The sequence below is a fragment of the Streptomyces sp. NBC_01460 genome, assembly GCF_036227405.1.
GTDB lineage: Bacteria > Actinomycetota > Actinomycetes > Streptomycetales > Streptomycetaceae > Streptomyces.
This window is the reverse complement of record NZ_CP109473.1, coordinates 7,847,141-7,868,795: the sequence shown is the minus strand read 5'-3', so window position 1 is coordinate 7,868,795 and position 21,655 is coordinate 7,847,141. Positions and strand designations below refer to the sequence as shown.

16 protein-coding genes are annotated in these 21,655 nt (G+C 68.8%); 2 read left to right on the top strand and 14 right to left on the bottom strand.

Annotation, left to right across the window (positions count from 1 at the left end; genetic code table 11):
* Positions 1–129: 129 nt before the first annotated feature.
* From OG488_RS35165 to OG488_RS35150, 4 genes are all read right to left on the bottom strand, one after another.
* The gene (locus OG488_RS35165) at positions 130–1,026 is read right to left on the bottom strand and encodes a dioxygenase family protein (protein WP_329236678.1); all 897 of its coding nucleotides are present in this window, start codon (positions 1,024–1,026) and stop codon (positions 130–132) included.
* A gap of 230 nt (positions 1,027–1,256) precedes the next feature.
* Positions 1,257–2,480, bottom strand: a complete 1,224-nt coding sequence (locus OG488_RS35160; protein ID WP_329236676.1) for an acyl-CoA dehydrogenase family protein — start codon at positions 2,478–2,480, stop codon at positions 1,257–1,259.
* A 201-nt stretch (positions 2,481–2,681) separates the two neighbouring features.
* Complete coding sequence (locus tag OG488_RS35155) at positions 2,682–3,233, bottom strand: nuclear transport factor 2 family protein (protein WP_329236673.1); 552 nt, start codon at positions 3,231–3,233, stop codon at positions 2,682–2,684.
* A gap of 124 nt (positions 3,234–3,357) precedes the next feature.
* A complete protein-coding gene (locus OG488_RS35150) occupies positions 3,358–5,625 on the bottom strand; it encodes a CocE/NonD family hydrolase (protein WP_329236671.1) in 2,268 nt (755 codons plus the stop codon).
* 336 nt (positions 5,626–5,961) lie between these two features.
* Between OG488_RS35150 and OG488_RS35145 the strand changes: the two genes are divergently transcribed.
* On the top strand, positions 5,962–6,690 hold the full coding sequence (locus OG488_RS35145) for a TetR/AcrR family transcriptional regulator (protein ID WP_329236669.1): 729 nt from the start codon (positions 5,962–5,964) through the stop codon (positions 6,688–6,690).
* A 26-nt stretch (positions 6,691–6,716) separates the two neighbouring features.
* Here OG488_RS35145 and OG488_RS35140 read toward each other — a convergent pair whose 3' ends face one another.
* A complete protein-coding gene (locus OG488_RS35140) occupies positions 6,717–8,342 on the bottom strand; it encodes a sodium:solute symporter family transporter (protein ID WP_329236667.1) in 1,626 nt (541 codons plus the stop codon).
* A gap of 700 nt (positions 8,343–9,042) precedes the next feature.
* Here OG488_RS35140 and acs point away from each other — a divergent pair.
* Positions 9,043–11,028 (top strand): acetate--CoA ligase, encoded by a 1,986-nt coding sequence (acs, locus tag OG488_RS35135; protein WP_329236664.1) that lies wholly within the window; start codon positions 9,043–9,045, stop codon positions 11,026–11,028.
* Positions 11,029–11,093: 65 nt separating this feature from the next.
* On the opposite strand, the gene OG488_RS35130 is transcribed toward acs, so the two are convergent.
* From OG488_RS35130 to OG488_RS35090, 9 genes are all read right to left on the bottom strand, one after another.
* Entirely contained in the window at positions 11,094–11,822 is a 729-nt protein-coding gene (locus tag OG488_RS35130) for a GntR family transcriptional regulator (protein ID WP_329236663.1), read from the bottom strand.
* A 402-nt stretch (positions 11,823–12,224) separates the two neighbouring features.
* Complete coding sequence (locus tag OG488_RS35125; RefSeq protein WP_329236661.1) at positions 12,225–13,139, bottom strand: fumarylacetoacetate hydrolase family protein; 915 nt, start codon at positions 13,137–13,139, stop codon at positions 12,225–12,227.
* 168 nt (positions 13,140–13,307) lie between these two features.
* Positions 13,308–14,447 carry a DUF3500 domain-containing protein gene (locus OG488_RS35120; RefSeq protein ID WP_329236659.1) on the bottom strand — a complete coding sequence of 380 codons (1,140 nt, stop codon included), beginning with the start codon at positions 14,445–14,447 and terminating at the stop codon, positions 13,308–13,310.
* 168 nt (positions 14,448–14,615) lie between these two features.
* Positions 14,616–15,860: an MFS transporter gene (locus OG488_RS35115; RefSeq protein WP_329236657.1), complete on the bottom strand. Its 1,245-nt coding sequence runs from the start codon at positions 15,858–15,860 to the stop codon at positions 14,616–14,618.
* A gap of 172 nt (positions 15,861–16,032) precedes the next feature.
* Positions 16,033–17,637 carry a bifunctional 3-(3-hydroxy-phenyl)propionate/3-hydroxycinnamic acid hydroxylase MhpA gene (gene mhpA, locus OG488_RS35110; RefSeq protein ID WP_329236655.1) on the bottom strand — a complete coding sequence of 535 codons (1,605 nt, stop codon included), beginning with the start codon at positions 17,635–17,637 and terminating at the stop codon, positions 16,033–16,035.
* Positions 17,634–18,668, bottom strand: coding sequence for a quinone oxidoreductase family protein (locus tag OG488_RS35105; RefSeq protein WP_329236653.1), 1,035 nt, complete (start codon positions 18,666–18,668; stop codon positions 17,634–17,636). Before OG488_RS35105 ends, mhpA begins: the two co-directional genes overlap by 4 nt.
* Before the next feature lie 189 nt (positions 18,669–18,857).
* Entirely contained in the window at positions 18,858–19,352 is a 495-nt protein-coding gene (locus OG488_RS35100) for a flavin reductase family protein (protein ID WP_329236651.1), read from the bottom strand.
* Between the two features lie 175 nt (positions 19,353–19,527).
* On the bottom strand, positions 19,528–20,727 hold the full coding sequence (locus tag OG488_RS35095; protein WP_329236648.1) for a CaiB/BaiF CoA transferase family protein: 1,200 nt from the start codon (positions 20,725–20,727) through the stop codon (positions 19,528–19,530).
* Positions 20,724–21,200 (bottom strand): cupin domain-containing protein, encoded by a 477-nt coding sequence (locus OG488_RS35090; protein WP_329236646.1) that lies wholly within the window; start codon positions 21,198–21,200, stop codon positions 20,724–20,726. The genes OG488_RS35095 and OG488_RS35090 overlap by 4 nt, the downstream gene beginning before the upstream one ends.
* Positions 21,201–21,655: the final 455 nt, after the last annotated feature.

Below are 21,655 nucleotides of genomic sequence, written 5' to 3'. Positions count from 1 at the left end.
CCGGGCCCTTCGCCTTCCTGCGGCGTTCCGTACCGCACCCGGCGGACGTGATCGGCCATCGGCCTGGAATACCAGCATAGAGCCCATTCATATGCATTCCATGCGCTCGGCGGGACACGACGTACGGAATCACGCCTCGGCCTCCGCCATCGGCGTGCCGGGCGTCAGTACCAGGTCGCAGGTGACGTCGAAGTAGGGGCCGGGCATCCCGTTGGCCTCTATCGCGACCGGGTCCTGGTGGAGAGGGAAGTCGAGCACGAGGCCGTCGGCGACACCGAAGGAGACGTCGAGCGCGAGAAGGGGATCGTCGGCGGCGAACAGGCGCTTGGTGAGGAGGTGGTGCCCCTCCGCCTCGACGCGGACGAGGATGTTCCCCGGACGTACGGGGTGGCGGCCGGTAGCGCGCAGCCACTCCCCGCCAGGGCCGTCGGTGGGCAGGCGGTAGCTCCGGGGTTTGACGGTGCGGAACCAGAAGGCGCCGTCGGTGCCGGTGGTGAGGAGCGCTCGCGAACCTCTCGGCGGGCTCGACGACTCCCCCGCGCCATGGGCCTGCCAGAGACCGATCCGGGCGCCGGCCACCGGGTGCCCCTCGGCGTCGAGAACGTGCCCGTGTACGCGTGTCCAGTCACCGCCCGCCCACTGCTCCTCGGTGGCGAGCACCTCGCCCATCGGGCGCGGTGGTGCGTCGCTGAGGAGCGGGTGCTCCGACGTTGCGGGCCCCTCCGGCGCCGGTCTGTGACGGTTCAACGCGTTGAGCAGGGTTGAGCTACCCGTGGTGTCCGACATGAGAAGGAGCTCGTTGCGAGCAGGCGTCGTCCACTGTCCCGCGCGGGCGAGGAAGTCGAGCCCGGCCAGCCATTCTTCCCAGGTGACCTGGTTCTCGACCAGGAAGGCGTGCACGTGCATGACAAGCGATTGCGTGAGCCGGCCGATGCGTGGGTCCGGTGCGTTCATCTCGGAGAGCACGCTGACCGTGACGGCATCCGCGCGGCTGTGGTCCGGACCGGCGGCCGGTCGGCCGGTCATGGGCGTGGAGTCAGGCGTCGCAGTGGGCGGGTCACGTTCATGTGCTCCTGTCGTATCAGGGTGTGGGCTGGCCCTCGGAGCTGCGCGGGGCACACCGGCGACCCACCGCCAGCCCTCGCCGGGTCGCCGGTGGCAGGCCGGGATGCCGGACTTGCCACCGTCCGGGCCCACGTCAGGCGGTGAGGGTTCGAGGGCGTCGGCGTGCTGCGCCGCCACCCGGCGTCGCTGTCCTACGACCGCCGTTCGAGCACGCTCGTCGAGGCGGGACCGGCCTCGACCCGGCACAGCTCCCGGCCCATGTTCTCCATCCAGGTATCGATGTTGTGGGCCGCGTGCAGGCTGCCGGCACGGCAGTTCCGGGCGATCAGCTGCAGCGGCTGGCGCTTGATGATCGCCGAGGCTCCGGACGCCCTGAAGAGCGTCTCGACCGCGGCGCTGCAGGCGTCCCAGACATAGGCGACGTCGGTGTGGAAGCGGACGACCTCGCGCTCCGAGGGATCCAGTCCCTCGGAGTCGAGCCGGTCGAGCTCGGCCACCGCCGCGTCGGCCACCAGGCCCGCCGCGTGGATCCTGGCGTGGGCACGGCCGACCGTGAGGTGAGTGATCGGGGCGTCGAGCTGCCTGGCGTACGACGAGTACGGGATGCTGCGCTTTCCGAGCCCTCCGAGGAACACCTCCATGGCGTGGTCGGCCATTCCGAGTGCCACCCCCGTGCCCGTCACGAGCGAGCGGGCGAGCCCTCCGCGTCGCGGCCCCAGCCCCTGCTCGGTGAGCTCGGCGATGTGGGCCGTGAGCCGCTGAGGAGTGCTGAAGCGCTCGTCCGGAACGAAGAGTTCGCCGTCGGTCGCGACGGTCTGGCTGCCGGTGGCCGCCATACCCATCGCGTCCCAGTCGTCGCGGGCGACGAGCTCTTCCTTCGGCACGAGCACCATTCCGACCTTCGCGTCGTCGGTCTCGTCGTAGAAGACGGCGAGGAAGCCGTGCGAGGCGTGCACGCTTCCCGTCGCGAACGGCCAAGCGCCCTGGACCATCCAGCCTCCGTCGACCTGCCGTGCCGTCCCCGACATGCGACGGCTGGTGCCCCCGACCGCGAAGGTGCGGTTACCGGTCCACGGCGAGGCGTACACCGGTGCCATGACGTCGTCGGCGAAGGAGAAGCTCCACAGATTGCCTCCCGCGGCCGCCCACACCATCCACGCCGTCGCCCCGCACCCCGCGCCCAGCACCCGGTAGACGTCATGCAGTTCGCGCGTCGTGAAGTCCGCGCCGCCGTACCGCCTGGGCGTGGTCAGAGCGAACAGGCCGGCCGCGTCGAGACGTTCGACGGTCTCCTGAGGGATGCGATGCTGCTGCTCGGCGTCGGCCTGGTGCTCGCGGAGCCAGGGGCGCAGCTCCTCCAGGCGGGCGAGGATCTCCTGAGCCTGCGGCCACTCGGTGTCTGTCCTGGCTGTCATCGTCATGATCTCCTGGGTCGCCCGGCCGCTGTCACCGGATGAGGTCTCCGGCGGCCAGGCATGCTCGAAAGGGTTCTGTGTCCTGCCCGACGCCGTGTCGTCGTGTGTGTTCCGTGGACCGGGCGTAGGCGGGATGCGCATGGCTGTCTCTTGACGGAGAGGGCGCGGTACGACTCTCTGAACGCGCCGAAATGCCTCGAGTCAGGCGGGCCACGCACGGTCCGTCAAAGGCGGCCCGCCGAAGCCACCGACTCTCCGGAGGCTGGGGTCGCTGCCGTCGCGCCGTCCCACCGATGCGTCGGGGTGATCGTCGAACCACCCGTCCGCCGGGTACCTGTACATCCACTCAACGAGCATTCCCCGGCGCGCGATCAGCCATTTCCCGTCCCGTCGCTCGAACCTGTCGAGGTAGCGCGCCCAGAGCTTGACGGTTTCGCCCTTCCACTGATGCTTCTCCGAGCCCTGGTGGTCGGCCTGGAAGTAGGTCTCGACGTGGGCGGCGTCGGGGCCGTCGAACTCCACGAGGCTGTTCCCGAGGAAGTGCATGGTCCGGACGAACCGCGGCATCTCACCCGCGAGGAACTCCACGAAGCCGTCCATCGGGCCGACATGCAGACTTTCGGGAAACTGGATCCACGCGTCGGGGTGGAAGGCACCGCGGACCAGGCTCATGTCGACGCGGTCGAGGCCGCGGCAGTAGCGCAGCAGTACGTCGTGGATCTCCGCTCGGGCGCTCAGTTCCTCGATCTTCATCAGGTTCTCCCCACTCCGATTTCGCTCTCTCGGCTGCTCAGGACTATGTGTGGTGCGGTGGCGGTCGGTCGGAACCGGGCGCGGCCGGCGCACGCTGTTCCTCCGCGTCTTCCTGCCACTGCCGTCACTGGGGCGGCAGCACGGGCAGTTGCAGATAGCTCGGATGCTCCGGGCCCGTGAAGACCGTGTTCTGCGCGCCGTCGTGGCAGGAAGCGTCGTACGCGTGCCGGTTGCCGTGGCCGACCCCGGTGTACGGCTGGATGTCGAGCCGGATGCGGTGGCCCTTCCTCACCAGGCCCGTGTTCGGGATGATCTCCACCTCCACCGGTACGATCTCGCCGTCCCGCAACGGGGCGTGGTCCGCGCGCAGGTGCGTGTGCTTCGGCCGGAAATCGGTCGACCGCTCGGTGTCCAGGGCGCGGTGCGACACCTTGAGCCAGCCCTTGGCCAGCGGATAGAGATGGGTGGAAACGCCGGGGATGACCGCCGGGCCGCTGAAGTCGACTTCCCTGTTCTCCTTGTCCAGCACGCGCAGAGCCACGAAGAGGTCCATGTCCTCACTGGTGGATGCCACCCACACCACGAGCTTGCTGTAGCCGGCGAGCACGGTGTCCTCCTCCAGCGGCGCGCTGATGAAGGTGGCGCCGTGGTGGCAGGGGGAGAGGCTCATGGCGTTCTGCCCGGCGACCGGTGCCTGCGGCACCACGGGGGCCGTCGGGTCCACCTGGGCCGCATATGTCACGGACCGCTCGGCCTCGGGGACCGTGGTCGCCAGTCGCAGCGTGTTGCCGCTGGGGATGCGCCCGTCCAGGTCGGAGGGCGACGCGTCCAGGTACCACTTGACGTACCGGGTGCGTGCGACCGGCCACTCCTGCTCCTCCTGAACGTACGACGCACCTCGCCCTGTCCGTATCTCTAGGCGTACGGGCGGTTTGTCCATGATCCCGTTGTCGATTCCCTTGAGCCAGTGGTCGAAGAACGCCACGTGCTCGTCGACCGCTGCGGCGGAGTACGACTTCATGAACCAGTCCTCCCAGAAGTCAATCTTCTTGTTCTTCGTGGGAGTGTTCAGATAGGTTTCGCTGCTTCCGAGTTGATGGAAGTGGGCGGGGTGCGTCGTCACCGCGACCGTCCAGAGAGGCACCGTCACCTTGCTGAGGTCCGGACTCATCAGGACCTCGGACCGCGGGCCGAAGACCGCTGAGGGGTCGGAGTCCTTGAAGGGATTGGCCCTAGCCATCGCAAGGAAGTCCTTAGCCTCGATCTCGCCGCAGATCGCGGGCGCGATCCCCTTCTCGAACCAGAAGGGGAAGAACTCCTCGTTGAGGATGCCTCCGGTGTAGATGACCTCCTCGTAGAGGTCTGCATCCGTGCCGATGGCGATCATCGCCTTGAGGTGCGGCGGTCGAAGGCTCGCCACCGCGTGCTGGTTGACCGCGTAGTACGACATGCCCCACAGACCGACGTTCCCGTTGGACCAGGGCTGCACCCCGGCCCACTCGATCGCGTCGTAGAACGCCTCGGCCTCGTCGATCCCCCAGATGCCGAGGATGCCCGGACTCTTGCCCGCCCCGGGGCTGTCCACGCGTACGAGGGCGTAGCCCCGGGGGATCCATGTCGCCGTGTTGATGCTTTCGTGGTTCTCGTACTCGTATCCGTCGGGATTGCCGGAGAAGTACCGCTCCTCCATCACCTCGTGCCGCTCGGCGTCCTGCTCGTCGCAGATGGTGTGGTGGACGAACGCCCTGCCGTACACGCCGCAGTTCATGACGACCGGGACCGGATCGTCGTGGTCCGGGCGGTAGACGTCGGCGTAGACGAACGAGCCGTTCCGCAGAGGGATCTTGACGTCCCGGTAGCGGCGGATCCCGAGTAGGTTCCGGCTAACCTCGTTGCGCGCGGCCGCTGCCGACGCGAGGGTGCGTGGCGTGGCGTCCCTGAAGACCCTGGCCCGGTTCAGGTCGTCGAGCAGCCTCGTGACGGCCGGATCGTCCGTGAATGCCTGGATGAGATCGGCCGGCCCCGGTGCGAGGGTCGTCTGGTTACGGAAGTTGATGACCCGGTCGCCCACGAGCGCGTGGATTCCGGGCGTCAGGGTGACCCCGCCGTCCAAGTCGCCGTCCCTGTCGAGCGAGTACACGAAGCGGGCAATGTTCGTCAGGCCCGGATCGGCGAGTTTGCCTGGATTCCCAGCGACTCGCGCGACGATGTCGGCAAGGGTGAGGCGTGCGGCGCCTCGCGCGGCGCCTATCAGGACGGACCCGACCGAGAAGGCGATGATCTCGCCGTCCCGGTAGGCAAAAGTCCCGTCCTGGTCCGTGAGTCCCGCACACGTGGGAGTCTCGAATCGCAGCCCTGCGATGGGGCCTGCGAACCTTCCTGTACGCAGCATGATCGTCTGCTTTCGGGGTTGGAGCGCCGGCGTGTCCCGCCTTGACCGGAACCACGCCCTGCGAAAGCCGTGTCGAGAGAAACTCGCGGCAGCTGTGGTGCTCGGCGGCTGTCTACGCCGGCCTGACCGCTCTACCGAGGGGCCGCATCGCCCATGAGGCCCTCAGAACAAGGCCCCGCATGTCCTGGGCAATTCGTAGCCTGCTGGACTGATACTCGAATACACCGTACATTAAGCGGTATGTCAAGTAGCGGAGCACTTCCTGTCCCTCAGGAGATCGTCGATGCCACCCTCCGAGCCGCTGACGCGCGAGGTGTTCCTGCGGCGGAGGTGACCGTGCGCGACATCGCCCAGGAAGCCGGAGTCTCCCGCAGCACGCTGCTGCGCCGGCTCGGCGGCACCCGTCAGGCCCTGGACGAGGCGCTGCGGGCCGCAGGCGTCGAACCGGGAGGGCGGAAGCCGGTGAGGGAACGTGCCATCGAGGCCACAGCCTCCCTGATCAGCGAGCAAGGGCTGGGGACAGTGACCTTTGAACGGGTGGCAGCCGCGGCCGGGTGCTCCGTGCCGAGCCTCTACGCGACGTTCGGCGGGCGGGACGAACTGCTGCGCGCGGTGTTCGAGCGCCACAGCCCCATCGTCGACATGGAGACCGTCCTGGCCGGACGAAGCGGCGACCTGGAGGACACCGTCCGCCGGCTCTACCGGCTCCTGGCCGACGCCCTCGAGCGGGAGCCCCGCGTCCTGCCGGCCCTCCTTGCGGAGGTGTTCGCCCGCCCCGGTGACGAGAACGTCCAGATGGTCTTCCGGAGCGTCACTCCTCGCCTGCTGGCCGGCGTGGGGGCATGGCTCGCCGAAGAAGCGGCTGCCGGCCGCATCCGCGACATGCCACCGCTCCTGCTCACGCAGCAGATGACCAGCCCCATTTTCCTGCATTTCCTGCTGCGCCCCGTGACGAGCCGCGTGGCCGCGGCGGACCTTCCCACGGCGGACGAGACCATCGAGACGTTCACGCAGGCCTTCCTTCGGGCCGTGGCCCCGCCCCCTTCCGGGGACGGGGCTGCCTGACTCCAGTCGGCGCCGTTCGGCACCTGTCACATCCGGGACGTCGGGGGCGGAGGTGCGAAGCCGCTCCAGGCTCGCCCCTCCTCGCCCGGCTCCTCCGAGTGGGTCATGCGCTTCGTGGACGATCTCGACGCCAGGCTCGCCACCCACCCGAGGAGGAAGCCCACCGGGACGGAGACCAGGCCTGTCGTGTCCAGCGGGAACCAGGCGAAGTCGACATCGGGCAGGATCGAGTCGGGGCTTCCCGAAACGGCCGGCCCGAACAGCTGCAGCACGGCGCAGCAGCCGATGCCCCCGTAGACGCTCCAGAGCATGCCTGCGCGCGTGTAACCCGACCAGAACAGGCCGAGGACGAGTGAGGGCAGGATGGCCGCCGCTGTGGCCGCGATGGCGAAATGGGAGAGGGAGACGACGTTTCTCCCTTGCAGCCCGACCGCGAGCACCACGGCCAGCGCTCCTACGATCGCGCCGGACCAGCGCATCAGCTTGATCTCAGTCGCCATCGACCGTCCACGGCCCAAGATGTCGTGTGCCAGTGACGCCGCCGACGAGAGAGTCAGGGCCGCCACGACCGTGAGGCTGGTGAGGAAGATCATCGAGACCGTCAGAGCGAGAATCGCGCCGCCGCTGGAACCGTCGGCAGCCAGTTGGAGAGCGAGGAGCGGGATAGCGGCCAGACCCTCCGGGTCGGCGGCCGAAAGGCTCTTCGCCCCGATGAGCGCCGTCGCACCCAAGCCCAGCAGGATCGCCAGCCCGGAGAAGGCGGCGACCAGGCCGATGGAGTACGTGACCGTGCGGCGCGCGGACACGTCGTCGTCGGCGGCCTTGAGACGCATCAGGATGTGAGGGGCCGCTCCGGCACCGAGAACCACTGTGACGAGTGCGGAGATCTGCGACAGGGCGCCCGCAGGTCCGTCGCCGTGGAGGAGTCCTCCCAGGTGGAAATGTCCGGGATCGATGCTCCCGCGCCCCGCCGCGTCGAGCAGTAGGCCGGGATTCCAGCCGAACTCGTCCAGCACCTGTCCCGCCAGGATCGTCATGGCCAGGAGCAGCACGACGGTCTTGACCATCTGAAGGACGGTGTTGCCCCGCATCCCACTGACGGACGCGGCACTGATCATGATCCCGCCGATGAGGGCAGTGCAGAACTGTGCGGCCGGCCCGATGTCGGACAGGCCGAGCAGGAAGGAGACGGCGGAGCCGGCCACCACCAGTTGGACCACCGTCAGCGGGAGGCAGAAGCAGAGCGTCGCGACGGTACCCGCCACCCGCGCGGCGGCACCGGGGAAGCGGGCATCCCACGTGTCACCGAGTGTGAATTGGCCGGCGGTGCGCAGCGGTTGGGCGAGCAACAGCAGAACCCCGAGCGCCCCGACCCCTCCGACCGCCAAGGCGATGCCACCGAACCCGGTGAGTGCCACCGAACCCGTGACGGAGAGCAGGGTGACAACCGAGATGTAATCACCAGTGAGCGCGAGGGCGTTGGGCAGTGGCCGTAGGGACCTGCCGGCAACGTAGACGTTCCTGGTGCCCTCGGCGTCCACTCCGTACAACAGGTACAGGAGAACGGCGAGACAGACGACCAGGAGGAAGGCCACCAGCGGCAGGGCCCCGAGGGACTGCCCGGCGGCGAGTTGTCCGGCCAGGTCGGTCATCGCCCACACCCTGCATACCCGGAGGGCGAGAGTCGCCGTCTTCGGTGCTGCACACCCACGCACGGGACGGCGGCTTGGCGATGCTCATCGCGCTCCTGACGAGGTGACAGCACGGAACCGGACCTCACCTCGAAAGGTGGACGCCGGGACGGATTCATGAATGCTCCTGTTGCTTACCCGAGGGAGAGCCGGCCGGAAAGTGGCCGGTGCAAGAGCCGCCGATCGGTGCCGAAAAGGGCAGCGATGTGTGCGGCGAGAAGCGGCGTGGCCGCTGGAATGTAAGGCAGTGCGCGCGGGGTTGCCGTCGGCGCAGGAATAGGCGACGCCCCCAGAGGCAGCGGCCTGGAGTCAGCATGAAGGTTGATGGGCGTCAATGCCAAGACCTGGGTGACAGCCAGAAGCGATCTCGTGATCTTGCATATGCCAAAGGCATATGAATGAAGCTGCAACCCTGGACTGATACCTGGATACACGCTACATTTACGCGAATGCCATCCTGGCGAAACGGCGGAAGGCTCGACCACCCACGCCGTGCGGAACGTCGCTCCACCGGGAGCCTCCGCCCCACCCGGCATCCGGCCTAAACGGGGCCGACGGGCCCGGGGCGAGGCGCCGGCCGCATCCGCCGGGGCCCGGTCGGCCGTTGTCCACGCCTCGCACGGGAGCCCAAGCATGGAGTCGACGGAGAAAGTGAGCGGATATGTCTGCACCACGGGTCGCTGACGGGACCGGTGACGGTGTGTCGATCGCGAGCCTCGCCAAGGAGGAGCGGCGGTTCGCGCCGCCTGCCGATCTGGCCGTGAACGCCAATGTGACGGCGGAGGCGTACGAGCGGGCCGAGGCGGACAGGCTGGGCTTCTGGGCCGAGCAGGCCCGCCGCCTGTCCTGGGCCACGGAGCCGACCGAGACGCTCGACTGGAGCAATCCGCCCTTCGCTAAGTGGTTCGCGGACGGGAAGCTCAACGTCGCGTACAACTGTGTGGACCGGCACGTCGAGGCGGGTAACGGCGACCGGGTCGCCATCCACTTCGAGGGCGAGCCCGGCGACAGCCGCGCGATCACCTACGCGCAGCTGAAGGACGAGGTCTCCCGCGCCGCGAACGCGCTGACCGAGCTCGGTGTCACCCGGGGCGACCGGGTCGCCGTCTACCTGCCGATGATCCCCGAGGCCGCCGTCGCGATGCTGGCCTGCGCCCGCATCGGCGCGGCGCACTCGGTGGTCTTCGGCGGCTTCTCCGCCGACGCGATCGCCGCCCGTATCCAGGACGCGGACGCCAAGGTCGTCATCACCGCCGACGGCGGCTACCGCCGCGGCAAGCCCTCCGCCCTCAAGCCCGCGGTGGACGACGCCGTCTCGCGCATCGACAGCGTCGAGCACGTCCTGGTGGTCCGGCGTACCGGGCAGGACACCGCCTGGGTCGAGGGCCGGGACGTGTGGTGGCACGAGATCACCGCACGGCAGCCGGCCGAGCACACCCCGCAGGCCTTCGACGCCGAGCACCCCTTGTTCGTGCTCTACACGTCGGGGACGACGGGCAAGCCCAAGGGCATCCTGCACACCTCGGGCGGGTACCTCACGCAGGCGGCGTACACGCATCACGCGGTGTTCGACCTCAAGCCCGAGACGGATGTCTACTGGTGCACCGCCGACATCGGCTGGGTGACCGGGCACTCCTACATCGTCTACGGTCCGCTGGCCAACGGTGCGACGCAGGTCATGTACGAGGGCACACCCGACACCCCGCACCAGGGGCGTTTCTGGGAGATCGTCCAGAAGTACGGGGTGACGATCCTCTACACCGCGCCGACCGCGATCCGCACGTTCATGAAGTGGGGCGACGACATCCCCGCGAAGTACGACCTCACCTCCCTGCGGGTCCTCGGCTCGGTCGGTGAGCCGATCAACCCCGAGGCGTGGATCTGGTACCGCAAGCACATCGGCGGCGACACCTGCCCGATCGTGGACACCTGGTGGCAGACCGAGACCGGCGCGATGATGATCTCACCGCTCCCCGGGGTCACCGAGACTAAGCCCGGCTCCGCCCAGCGCGCCCTGCCCGGCATCTGCGCCACGGTCGTGGACGACGAGGCCCGCGAGGTACCCGACGGCGGAGGCGGCTACCTCGTCCTGACCCAGCCCTGGCCCTCGATGCTGCGCACCATCTGGGGCGACGACCAGCGGTTCATCGACACCTACTGGTCACGCTTCGAAGGCAAGTACTTCGCCGGCGACGGTGCCAAGAAGGACGAGGACGGCGACATCTGGCTGCTGGGCCGGGTGGACGACGTGATGCTCGTGTCCGGGCACAACATCTCCACCACCGAGGTCGAGTCCGCCCTGGTCTCCCACCCCTCGGTCGCCGAGGCCGCCGTCGTCGGCGCGAACGACGAGACGACCGGCCAAGCCATCGTCGCCTTCGTCATCCTGCGCGGCACCGCCACCGCCTCCGAGGAACTCGTCGCCGAGCTCCGCAACCACGTCGGCACCACCCTCGGACCCATCGCGAAGCCCAAGCGGGTCCTCCCGGTCGCCGAACTCCCCAAGACCCGCTCCGGCAAGATCATGCGCCGCCTCCTGCGCGACGTCGCCGAAAACCGCGAACTCGGCGACGTCACCACCCTCACCGACTCCTCCGTCATGTCCCTCATCCAGACACAACTGCCCTCGGCAGCGAACGAAAACTGAACAGGGCGTGCCCCTGCCGTACGGCAGGGGCACGCCACGCAGGAAGAGAGCCGACAGCGCCGCGGCTACTGACCGCTGGCGACAGCCAGGGCCCGGCGGATCCGCGCAGGTTCGTACGTAGGTGCCGCGATGGAGAGCACGACGAGGGCGGTACGGCCCAGATGAGCCGCCAGGGCTTGGGAAGCGGCACTGGCGTCACGCGCCTTCACCGCATCGGCGATCGTGCGGTGCTGTGCGCTCGTCTCCGCCCGCCATTCGAGCGGGTTCCATGAGACGAACGCGAGGCGGTAGCGCGTGGCGTGGTCCGACAGCAGGGCGAGCTCCCGTTCCATACGCGGACCGGACGGGTGGACCAGGGCCCGGTGAAACAGCTCGTGCGGGCACTCCCACTGCTCGACGTCGCCCGTGCGCGCCTTCTCGTCCATCTCCTCCAGCAGTTGGTCGAGCTGCTCGAGATGCGCCTCGCTCATGCGCGGTACGGCGATCCCGACCGCGAGCGCTTCGAGAGTGATGCGCATCGCGTAGAGCTCGTCGAGGTCCTCGTTGCTGAACGTGGTCACACGGGCGCGGTGCTGGGACTCCTGCTGGACGAACCCCTCGCGCTGCAGGATCCTGAGCGCCTCACGCAGAGGGCCGCGGCTCACTCCCAGCTTTCGGGCGAGCGCGACCTGCGACAGGGGATCGCCGGGGCGGAGGTCACCGTGCATGATCTCGCGTCGCAGCGTGTGATGGGCCCTGCTCACCTCGTCGGGGTGAGCGAGGTCGTTCGCCACCTCGGCTGACTGAGCTGTCATGTTGTGTCGACCTTTCGTGCGTGTCCACAGGGCGCCTGGATGAGCTGCAAGGACAACCGTAGCCGACAAGCCGCGACCACTTTGCCGACACTTCAGGTGACGTCCTAGTCCATCCGTGACTCCGCTGGCCCCACTCGCCTGGGATATACAGGCTGACCGAGCCGCACACGCCCTCTCTCTTAACTGAAACTGTCGACACTTAGCAGGTCAATGGTGTGAACCCGCCCCTGGACCGTGCCGCGGGGCCTTGTCCGTATCAACTGTGCCGCGGACGGCAACGGCCGGTGGGCACCCCCCGAACCCGACCGTTCAGGGGGTGCCCACCGGGCGGACCGGCCGGGCCGACGGGCGCCGTCGCACCTCACGGTGCCCGTGTGCCCTTGACACCTGGCCGGCCTGGGCTCAGCGCCTCGAGGTGAGCTGGTTCTCGACGCCCCCGAAGGAAGGGCGGCGCAAGGAGGAGTCACCCGCCGATCGATGCCGGTTGTCCACGACGGTGTTGCGCACCCTCCCCAGACGTTCCACCTCGACCTCGACTGTGTCTCCCGGCTGCAGGAGCTGAGGGGGCTTACGGGCGTAGCCGACACCCGACGGCGTACCGGTCGCGAGGATGTCGCCCGGGCGCAGGGACAGGGTGTGCGAGATCAGGGACAGCGTGTCTCCGACCGTGTAGATCATCTGATCGGTGCGAGCGTCCTGCACCGTCACGCCGTTGACGCGCGTCTGCAGCCTGAGGCCCTGGCTGAGGTCCCCGACCTCGGCAGCGGGGACCATCGGGCCGATGGGCCCGGACCGGTCTCCGTTCTTGCCCAGAATCCACTGGGACGTCAGCTTCTGCGCTTTGCGCGAGGTCAGGTCGTTGAAGGCGGAGTACCCGATGACGGACGCCAGGGCCTCCTCGGGTGCCGCGTCGACGAGCGGTGCCCCCACCCAGGCGACGACCTCGCCCTCCCAGTCCAGGCCCTCCTCGTTGGAGGGCACGGGAACCTCCGCACCGTCAACGGTGAGTGACTGAGTCCACCGGGCGAACAGGGTGGGATAGGGGGGCAGCTCCTGGTCGCGGAAGGACCCTTCCGCGGCGTGCTCCGAATAGTTGAGTCCGATGCAGAACACGCGTGCGTCGGGAAGCACCGGCGGCACCTGCTCGACCGCCGCGGCGTCGAGTGTCGGACCCGCGGGCGGCCGGGAGAGATGTCCCGCCGGGTCGGCCCAGAAATCCGCCAGTGGGGCGATGACGGTGACCCCGCCGTCGTCGGCCAGGGCCGCGACCTCCACCCCGTAGTCGGCACGCGGTCGCCTGATGCCCACGATCCTCATGTGTTTTCCCTTCCTGGTCCTCGGGATGTGCCCGGGACCCGTGTCGGTCATTGCTGTTCTCGCGCCTCAGGCACCGGGCCGTCAGTCGGCCGGCGGTCCTGCACCGGACGGCGTCACTGCCGTCCGGGTTCCTGGCGATCGGCAGATTCTCCGGAGTCCGCCCGCCGGTCAGTCGCCGGCGTCTTCGCGCCCCCCGGTGTGGTCATGATCGAGGAGGTGCTGGATCAGGAGATCGGCACCGAAGTCGTTGGAGGGGTCACGCCAGACGCTGTGCACGTGGTTGGCGTTGTCCTCGGCGTTGTCGAATTCCACGAGCGTGACCGGACCTTGGATGCGGAAGTAGTGCGGCTGCTCGATCGATGTGCCGCCTGCCCAGGCGAAGTGCAGATCCTCCACTCCCCCGGCAGCCGCGATCCGGTCCATCTCGAAGCCCACGAGGCCCGGCCGGGCACGCTCCACGAACAGGGCCAGCAGCTCGTCGAAGTCCTTGCGCTGGGCCGGTGAGAGGTCACCGGCCCGGAAGCCCCGGGGATGGGCCCGGAAGTAGGCCAGGGCCTTGCGGTCCTCGTCGGTGATCATTGCGTCACGGCGGCCGACCCCGTGGTAGGCGGGGTACTCGACCTCGCCGACGGTCGCCACGGTCCGGGTGACGAAGTCCGCCGGCGGCCTGGAATGGATGATGGTCCGCTGCTGCTGGGAGGCGGTGAGGCTGTCCAGAAGGACGAAGGCCGCGTCCTCCTCCTCGCCGAGGATCCGGAAGGGGCCGAAGCGGGCAGGTTCGGCACCGAGCAGGAACGGGGTGGCGTTGACCAGGTCGCCGTCGACCACGGTGATGTTGATCGACAGATGGTGGCCCACCAGGCGCCAGCCCCAGGTGGTGTCCGGCTGCGGCTGGCCGAAGAAGACGAGGAAGTAGCCGCGCGCGTCGCGGAGCGTGGCTGCGACGTGCCCGAAGAGGGACTGGTTCAGTTCGCGGAGCACGTGCTCGTTGGACATCACCTGGACCACACGAGCGTACGCCGCGGTCGACATCGACTCGGCGATCAGCCGGTGCGCCAACACCTCCTGTCTCCGGTCCAGGTCTCCGAGCGGCACGCCCGGGCGGCCGGACTCCGGCAGGAAGTTCCAGTGCGTCCGGTCGGGGTTCGTCCAGGGCAGCAGCGCCTGCTCACGCTGGTCCGCACTCAGTCCGTCGAAGAGCCCCATCGCCGCGAAGGTGACCGCCGTCGCGTCGAACGAGCCACCCGTCCGCGGCCGGTGTGCCTCCGGAAGCTCAGCGTCAGGATGCTGATGTGGCGTTGCCGTCATGACGTTCCCTGCCTTTCTTCGTGGGTGGGTCTGTGTGTGGGGGGTGATGCTGCTCATTCGTGCGACAGGGTGTGCTGTCCGGTACGCCCGGACCAGGACAGCGCCTCGGTAGTGCTGCCGAGCGGGGCCCTCGTCGGCTCGGGGCGCTCCTGCGCTCTCGTTCCGTTTTCACTTGTGAGCCGCGTCGTACCGATAGGGGCCGAGGCACATGAACATGCCTGCGCAGACCACGCACACGACGGCCAGCGTGAGCATCGCCGGAGTGTAGGAGCCTGAGCTCTCCCGGCTCGCGCTCACCGCGGACGAGGCGATCGCCCCGCCGATCTGGAACGCCGAGAACGCGATGCCGTAGATCTTGCCGTAGGCCATACGTCCGAAGTGCCGGGGCACGAGATAGCTGAGGACGTCGAACTCGGCGCCGATCAACAGACCGGCCAGCGCCGCGGCGATAAGCCCCGTCACCACGTTCGGTCCCGCCGCGAACAGCAGCACCGATATGAGACCGCCGGTGAGGTTGAAGGCCATGACCACCGACGCCTTGAAGCGGTCGAGCAGCCACCCGGTCACGACCCTGGCCACGATGAGTGCGAGCCCGAGCGCCACCGGCACCAGGTTGGCGATGTGTTCCGGGACGCCGGCATCGAGCAACAGAGGAATCTGATAGACCGTTATAGAGGAACCGACCAGCCCGAGCAGGAGGAACGCCCCCAGGATGAGCCAGAACGGCCTCCTCCGCGCTGAGACCTTGAGCGTGTCGCCACTCCTACTGACATCTGTCTTACGTGGGCTCGGTTCCGTGATGAGGAAGAACGCGATCGGGAAGGCGATGAGCGCAACCGCCCCCAGCCCGAGGAAAGCCGCTCGCCAGCCGAACGCCCCGATCAGCCATGCCGTGAGGATGGGAACGATCACCGTGCCGACTCCGATGCCGGAGTTGGCGATCCCCAGTGCGAACCCGAGCTTTCGCTCGAACCAGCCCGCTGTGAGACGGAGGTAGGCGACCGGCCAGAGGCCCAGGCCGCAGACCGGGATGAGGGCCCAGGCCAGGTAGAACACGGATAGGTTGTCGGGCAGGAAGTACATCCCCATGAGGGAGAGCCCGAAGACCGGAGAACTGCACAGGATGACTCGGCGGCCCCCGTACCGGTCGACCAGGTAACCCTGCAGGGGCGAAATGATCATGACCGTGATGCTGAGGAAGGAAGCAGCCAGGCCGATGTCGGAGACGCCCCAGCCGAACTCCCGGTGGAGCGGGGCGATGAACGCCCCGAACGACATGACCGTGAGAACGCTGGGGCCGACAGTGAGCCCGAGCGCGGACGCTATGGCCGTACGCCACCCCGTCGCTTCCCTGCTCCTGTCGGACGGGTCTTCGCCTGCCCGGATGAGCGTTGCTGACTTGTCCATGGTCATGCGGAATCCTCCTTGATTCCCCTTGTGGAAGCGCCCCTTCTCCCGCACCGACGTGTCCGGTCACCGGACCGTCGGCCTGACTACGAGAGAGGGGGAGCCGGATCCACCCTGGCCGCCCGGCGTGTGAACCTTGAGACCCGACGGGCCGAGCGATCCGCGGGCCCGTCGTCGATTACCTCGCTTCCGCCGCAGGCTGGAGCGCTTGACGCAGACGTGAGACGAAGCGTGGGATGTCCTCGTGCTCGCCGGCCGCGAAGACGTAGAAGTCCGGTCGGGCGAGAAGCACCTCGCACTCGTGCTCGGCGAACCAGCGCGCGTAGGCCCCGTCGAGATCCTGGAAGCCACTTCCGCGCGAGACGTCGGCGACCACGCCGCCCCTCTCGCGGAACCAGGCGGCGTCCTCGTCGCTCAGGCGCGCGGCAGGGTCCCCGGCACGGCTGATCAGCTGCCAGCCGCCACCGACGACGTCGTCGAAGAGTCCCTCCCGGTCAGCGGTGCGAACGCGCCCCTGCGGTGCCAGCCGCCCTTCCGCGTCCCTGCCCGGGATCGTCAGCGACGGCTCACCCAGGCGAGGGTGCGGAGGCTCCCGCGTGATGGCGTCCGGATCGGACGACCGCTTCCTCATGTCGGCGTCCCGTGCGGCCGCCCGGTCGACGTCGAGTTCGCAGATGACGCGACCGGCGGCCACCGCCTCGTCGATGATCTCCCGCACATGGCCGGAGCGTTCCGGCCCGTACGTGTCGAACACCGCCGGCGTCGCCAGCCCCTGGTGGACCATGATCAGCCGCCAGGTGAGCGCGCGGGCGTCCCTCAGGCCGGAGCACAGCCCCTGCCCGAGGAAGGGAGGCATCAGATGGGCCGAGTCGCCCGCGAGGAACACGTTCCCCTCGCGCCAGGTGTGCGCCCAGCTCCCCCGGAACGTATAGACGGCGTGGCGTTCCAGGCGGGCGGTCTTCGGTGTGACACCCCAGGGCGCCATGAGCCGCCAGGCCGTGCTGTCCCGGCCCAGTTCCTCGACGGTCATGTCCGCGCGGCGCATGAACTCGAAACGCCGTCGCCCCGGGCCGCTGTTGACCGCGGTGGCGGGCTGCGCCGGATCGCAGTACTGGGTGACGAAGGCACTCCAGTCCTCCTCGGCGAGCGGCTGGTAGTCCACCACCAGCCAGTCCGCCTGAAACCCCGAGTCGCCGGTCCCGATGCCGAGCTGGGAGCGCACCGCACTATTGGCGCCGTCCGCGCCGATGAGCCACCGCGACCGGACCTGCGCGGTCTCAGCGGGGTCCTCGGTGCGGCCCACCCGTACGGACACTCCGTCGTCGTCCGGAATCACGTCCTGGAAGGTCCAACCGCGGTGGACCCGCACGCCCGGCGTCGCGACCGCCAGGTCTTCGAGGGCCGCCTCGAGGTCGGGCTGGTAGAAACCGTTGGTGTTCGCCCATCCCGACTCGGAGGCCCGGTTCCAGTCGATGGCCTGCAGGAGTTCGCCTTCACCGTTGCGGAACTCGTACCCGCCCCGCTCCCCCTGGGATGCTTCGAACAAGTCGGCGTGGTCGTCCATGAGGCCCGCGGACTGCAGGATGCGGAGTGCCTCGTGGTCGATGGTGCACGCCCGTGGCAGTGGATACCGCTCCGGCCATCGCTCCACGACGGACACCTGCAGACCGGCCCGGCCGAGGAGGAGGGCCGTGAGCAACCCCACGGGACCACCGCCGACGACGAGGCAGTCGACCACCGGCCGGAGGTGCGCGGCGGGAATGGGATCAGGTCGCGTCGTCATGCGCCCCGCCCTCCTGCCTCGGTGCGGTCCGCGGGGGCGATCGGCACGTGGTCGAACGGAGCGGGTCGGCCGTTCGGGTTGGTGGGGGCAGGCCGCCTCACCTCGTAGCCGTGGGCGTCCTGGGGCAAGACGACGCACTTGTGGTGCGGCGAAGCCGCCTGTGCCCGCCACGCCGTCGGCAGTTCCTCCAGCGCGACGGTACGCACGTCGATCTTCAGCTCGTCGAGCGCGAGGGCACTCCAGAGCCAGGTGAGCGCCGGCTGCTTCTTGGACAACGGGGTGTGCAGGCCCGCGAAGCCGGACAGCGTGAGCTGCTTGCCGCGCAGCAGCCCGGCCGGCACCTGTGCGGTCGCACCGGCCGGGTTGCCGATGTTGACCACCCTGGCTCGTGGTGCGCACACCCGGAGCGCCGCCTCGAACGGCACGCCGTAGACGCCGTCCAGGACGACGTCCACCGGTCCGGCCACCTCTCGCAGCCTGGTCGCGAATTCGTCCACGCTCTCGTCGGCACGCAGATCGACAACAGCGTCGGCGCCGAGCTGGAGAAGGCGCCCGAGCGCCGCGTGGTCGCGGGCGACGCCGACCACCCGGCTCGCTCCGCTGCGGTGTGCCACCTGGACCGCCAGTTGCCCGACGGAGCCGGTGGCGCCCAGAACGAGTACGGTCTCGCCGGGGCGCAGACCGGCGTCCTCGACGAGCGGCATGTACGCGGCGGTGCCGGAGTTGCCGACCGCCGCCGCGAGCACGGGATCAAGGCCTTCGGGCAGCAGCAGCAGGTCCTCGTCGGCGATGAGTGCCTGCGTGGCGAAGGAACCCGGGGTGTCCGGCGACGCGTCGCACACACCGTAGACCCAGGAGCCCGGCACATAGCGGTCCGAGTCGAGCACGACGCCCACGCACTCACTGCCCGGGACGTACGGGGCCTCATGGCGAGCCGAGTGGAACGTTCCGGAGGCGATCACCAGGTCCAGCGGATTCAGCGGCGCCGCGACCACGGCCACGAGCGTGGTGCCGGGCGTACGCGGCGGCAACGTGACTGAACCCAGTCGCGGTTCACTGCCGGGAGCGTCGACGACCGCTGCCGGAACCCCTCTCGGCCGTGCGCGGTCCGGCGCTTGCATGCTCTCCATCGTTAGCCTCAATTCCTCACAACCGTTGGCCGGCACGCTTCGTGGTGCCGGTGCGTATCGGTCGTCCGGGAAGGACGACGCCTTCCCTCGTCAGATGCTGGCCAGACGCCGGAAACGGCTGCCGTGGAACACAAGAGGGGAGGTGTCGAGGACCGCGCTGAGACCCTGGATGCCGAGCAGCACGATGTCGTGGTCCCCACACGGCACCTCTTCCTGGATCGTGCAGTCCAGCCACAGCGTGGCGCCCTCCAGGAAAACGCTGCCGTCGTCCGAGGCGAACCAGTCCACGCCGGCGAACCGGTCGCCGCTCTTGCTCGCCAGCCGGGCGCAGATCTCGTCCTGGCCCTCGGCCAGCACGCTCAGCCCCAGCCTGGGACGCTCCCGCAGCTTGGGCCAGGTCGTGGAGGTGTGTTGTATGCACACCGACACCAACGGCGGGTCCATCGACACGGAGGTGAATGAGCTCGCGGCGAATCCCACGGGCTCGCCGTCGCGGTAGGCGCACAGGGCGGTGACTCCGGAGGGGAAACATCCGAAGGCTTGCCGCAGCTGGTGGGCGGCCTGCACCGGCTCGATATCTCTCACCGAGATCTCCTTCTCGGTCTGCGTGCGGGCCGTCCCGGCCGGCGCAGACGTGATGGGTGTGGGCGTATGGGAAGGTGGTGCTGTGTGAAGTCGCCAGAAGCTCTGCTCGGGAGCTTCGGAACCTCGGCTCGGGCTTCGGGGCTCTGCTCGGACGGGCCCGCGCCACGATCCGCTCTCAGGCCGAGGGAGCGCCTGCCGCGGTGTCCAGCCAATCCCGGACGGCCTGGGCATCGGCGTCGAGGACGGGTGGGGGACGGTGACTGACGCGGGTCGTCTCCGTCTCGACGCCATCGGCTTCAACGGTGTACGTCCGCAGGGCTGATCCCGGTAGCGAGATCTTCCCCAGACTCTGGTGCTCGACGTCGACGAGAAGTCCCTGGGAGCGGGTCTGTTCCCACTCGTAGACCTCGTCCAGGGTGCGGACCCGGCCGGCCGGAATGTCGATGTCGGCAAGCTGGTCCAGGAGTTCGTCCGGCCCGTGCTCCACGAACGCGTTCTCGAGAAGTGCGGTGAGACTCTCCCGGTTCGCCAGGCGGTCGGCGTTCCTCACGTAGCGCGGGTCGTCCGCCGCAAGGTCGAAGGCCACGCAGAGGCGCCGCCACATGGCGTCGTTCCCGCAGGCGATCTGCACGCTTCCGCCAGCACAGCGGAACAGTCCGTACGGAGCGATCGTCGGGTGCTGGTTCCCCTGCGCCCGGCCGACCTCGCCGGCCACGGTCCAGCGGGTCCCCTGGAAGGCATGGGCAGCGACGACGGAGGCCAGCAGCGACGTGCGCACGATCTGTCCCCGGCCGGTGCGGTCGCGTTCGCGCAGGGCGGCGAGCACGCCGAAGGCGCCGTTCATACCAGCGAGCAGGTCGGCGATCGGTACGCCGACGCGCTGGGGGTGAGCGGGATCCGGTCCGGTGAGGGACATCAGACCACCCTCGCCCTGCGCGATCTGGTCATACCCGGCACGGCCGGCTTCGGGTCCGTCGTGGCCGAATCCGCTGATCGACAGCACCACCAGACGGGGATTGAGCTCCATCAGCCGCGCGGTCCCGAAGCCGAGCCGCTGCAGCGCGCCCGGCTTGTAGTTCTCGAGCAGGACGTCTGCCTGCTCGATGAGCCGGGCGAGCACCTGTGCGTCCTCGTCCCGCTTCAGATTGAGCGTGATCGATTCCTTGTTCCTGTTGCACGACAGAAAGTACGTCGACTCCTCGGTGCCGTCGTCCGCCTGGACGAACGGCGGCCCCCAGGAACGGGTGTCGTCCCCCGCGGGACTCTCAACCTTGATCACACGGGCGCCGAGGTCACCGAGCATCATGGCCGCCTGGGGCCCGGCGAGCGCGCGGGTCAGGTCGACGACGAGCAGTCCGGCAAGTGATCCGGTCATGAACGGGCCTCCGGGGCGCTGAACGACGGGCTGGCCGGGTTCGGTCGGATCACGAGCATGCTTGCGGCGAGATTCGTATGGTTCTCGACGGCGCGGAGCGTTCCGCTGGTGAGACGAGCCCCGTCGAGAGCATGCAGGACGTGAGTGGTTCCGTCGGCTTCGACGAGGGTCAGGGCGCCGGTCAGCACGATATAGAGCGTCTCCAGCGCGACGGGCGACATGTCCGCCCGCCCACCGGGAACGTAGTGCGACAGGGCTGCCGTCACGGCGCCGTCGTACTGCTCGCCCCCGAAGAGATGGACGGGGCCGACGCCGTGGTGGCCTGGGGGCTGGAAGCGTGCGGCCTCAGCGAGATGGGTGATGTCTATCGGCACGGTGGTCACTCGATTCTGGCTGGGCGTGCAGGCCAGGTGCTTGCGATGGCAGACGATGACGACAGTCAGCCGTGTACGCAGCGGCAGTGCGGCGCACACGGAGAGGGCTTCACGGGCCTGCTACTCCGGGCGGCCGCCGACTGGCCGGGGTGACGCGATGGAACGTTGCGGTCAGGAGCACCATGCGGGAGCCGAGGAAAATCTGTCAACATTTTTTCGATCCCCTCCCTACAGGCCACCCCCAGGAACTGTGGCGGCGGCTTTCGAAGGGATCCATGCGCTGCCTGATCTACCTGGTACGGCCAACCTGACGCCGATCAGGGTGACAGGAGACCCTTCTCAGGCGATCACCCCGCAAACTGTTGACATTTTTAGGGCGCCTTTTAGTATGGCTCCCGAAGCCAGACGCCTCCTGAGCGGGCTCGCCACCCACCCAGGGGCAGCACACAGGCAGGGAAGGAACCGGCCACGGCCGACATCGCACGGAGCGAACCCCCGACGCGACAGCGCCTTGCTCGGCACATCGGCTCCCGTCGACCGCAGTCGACCGCACA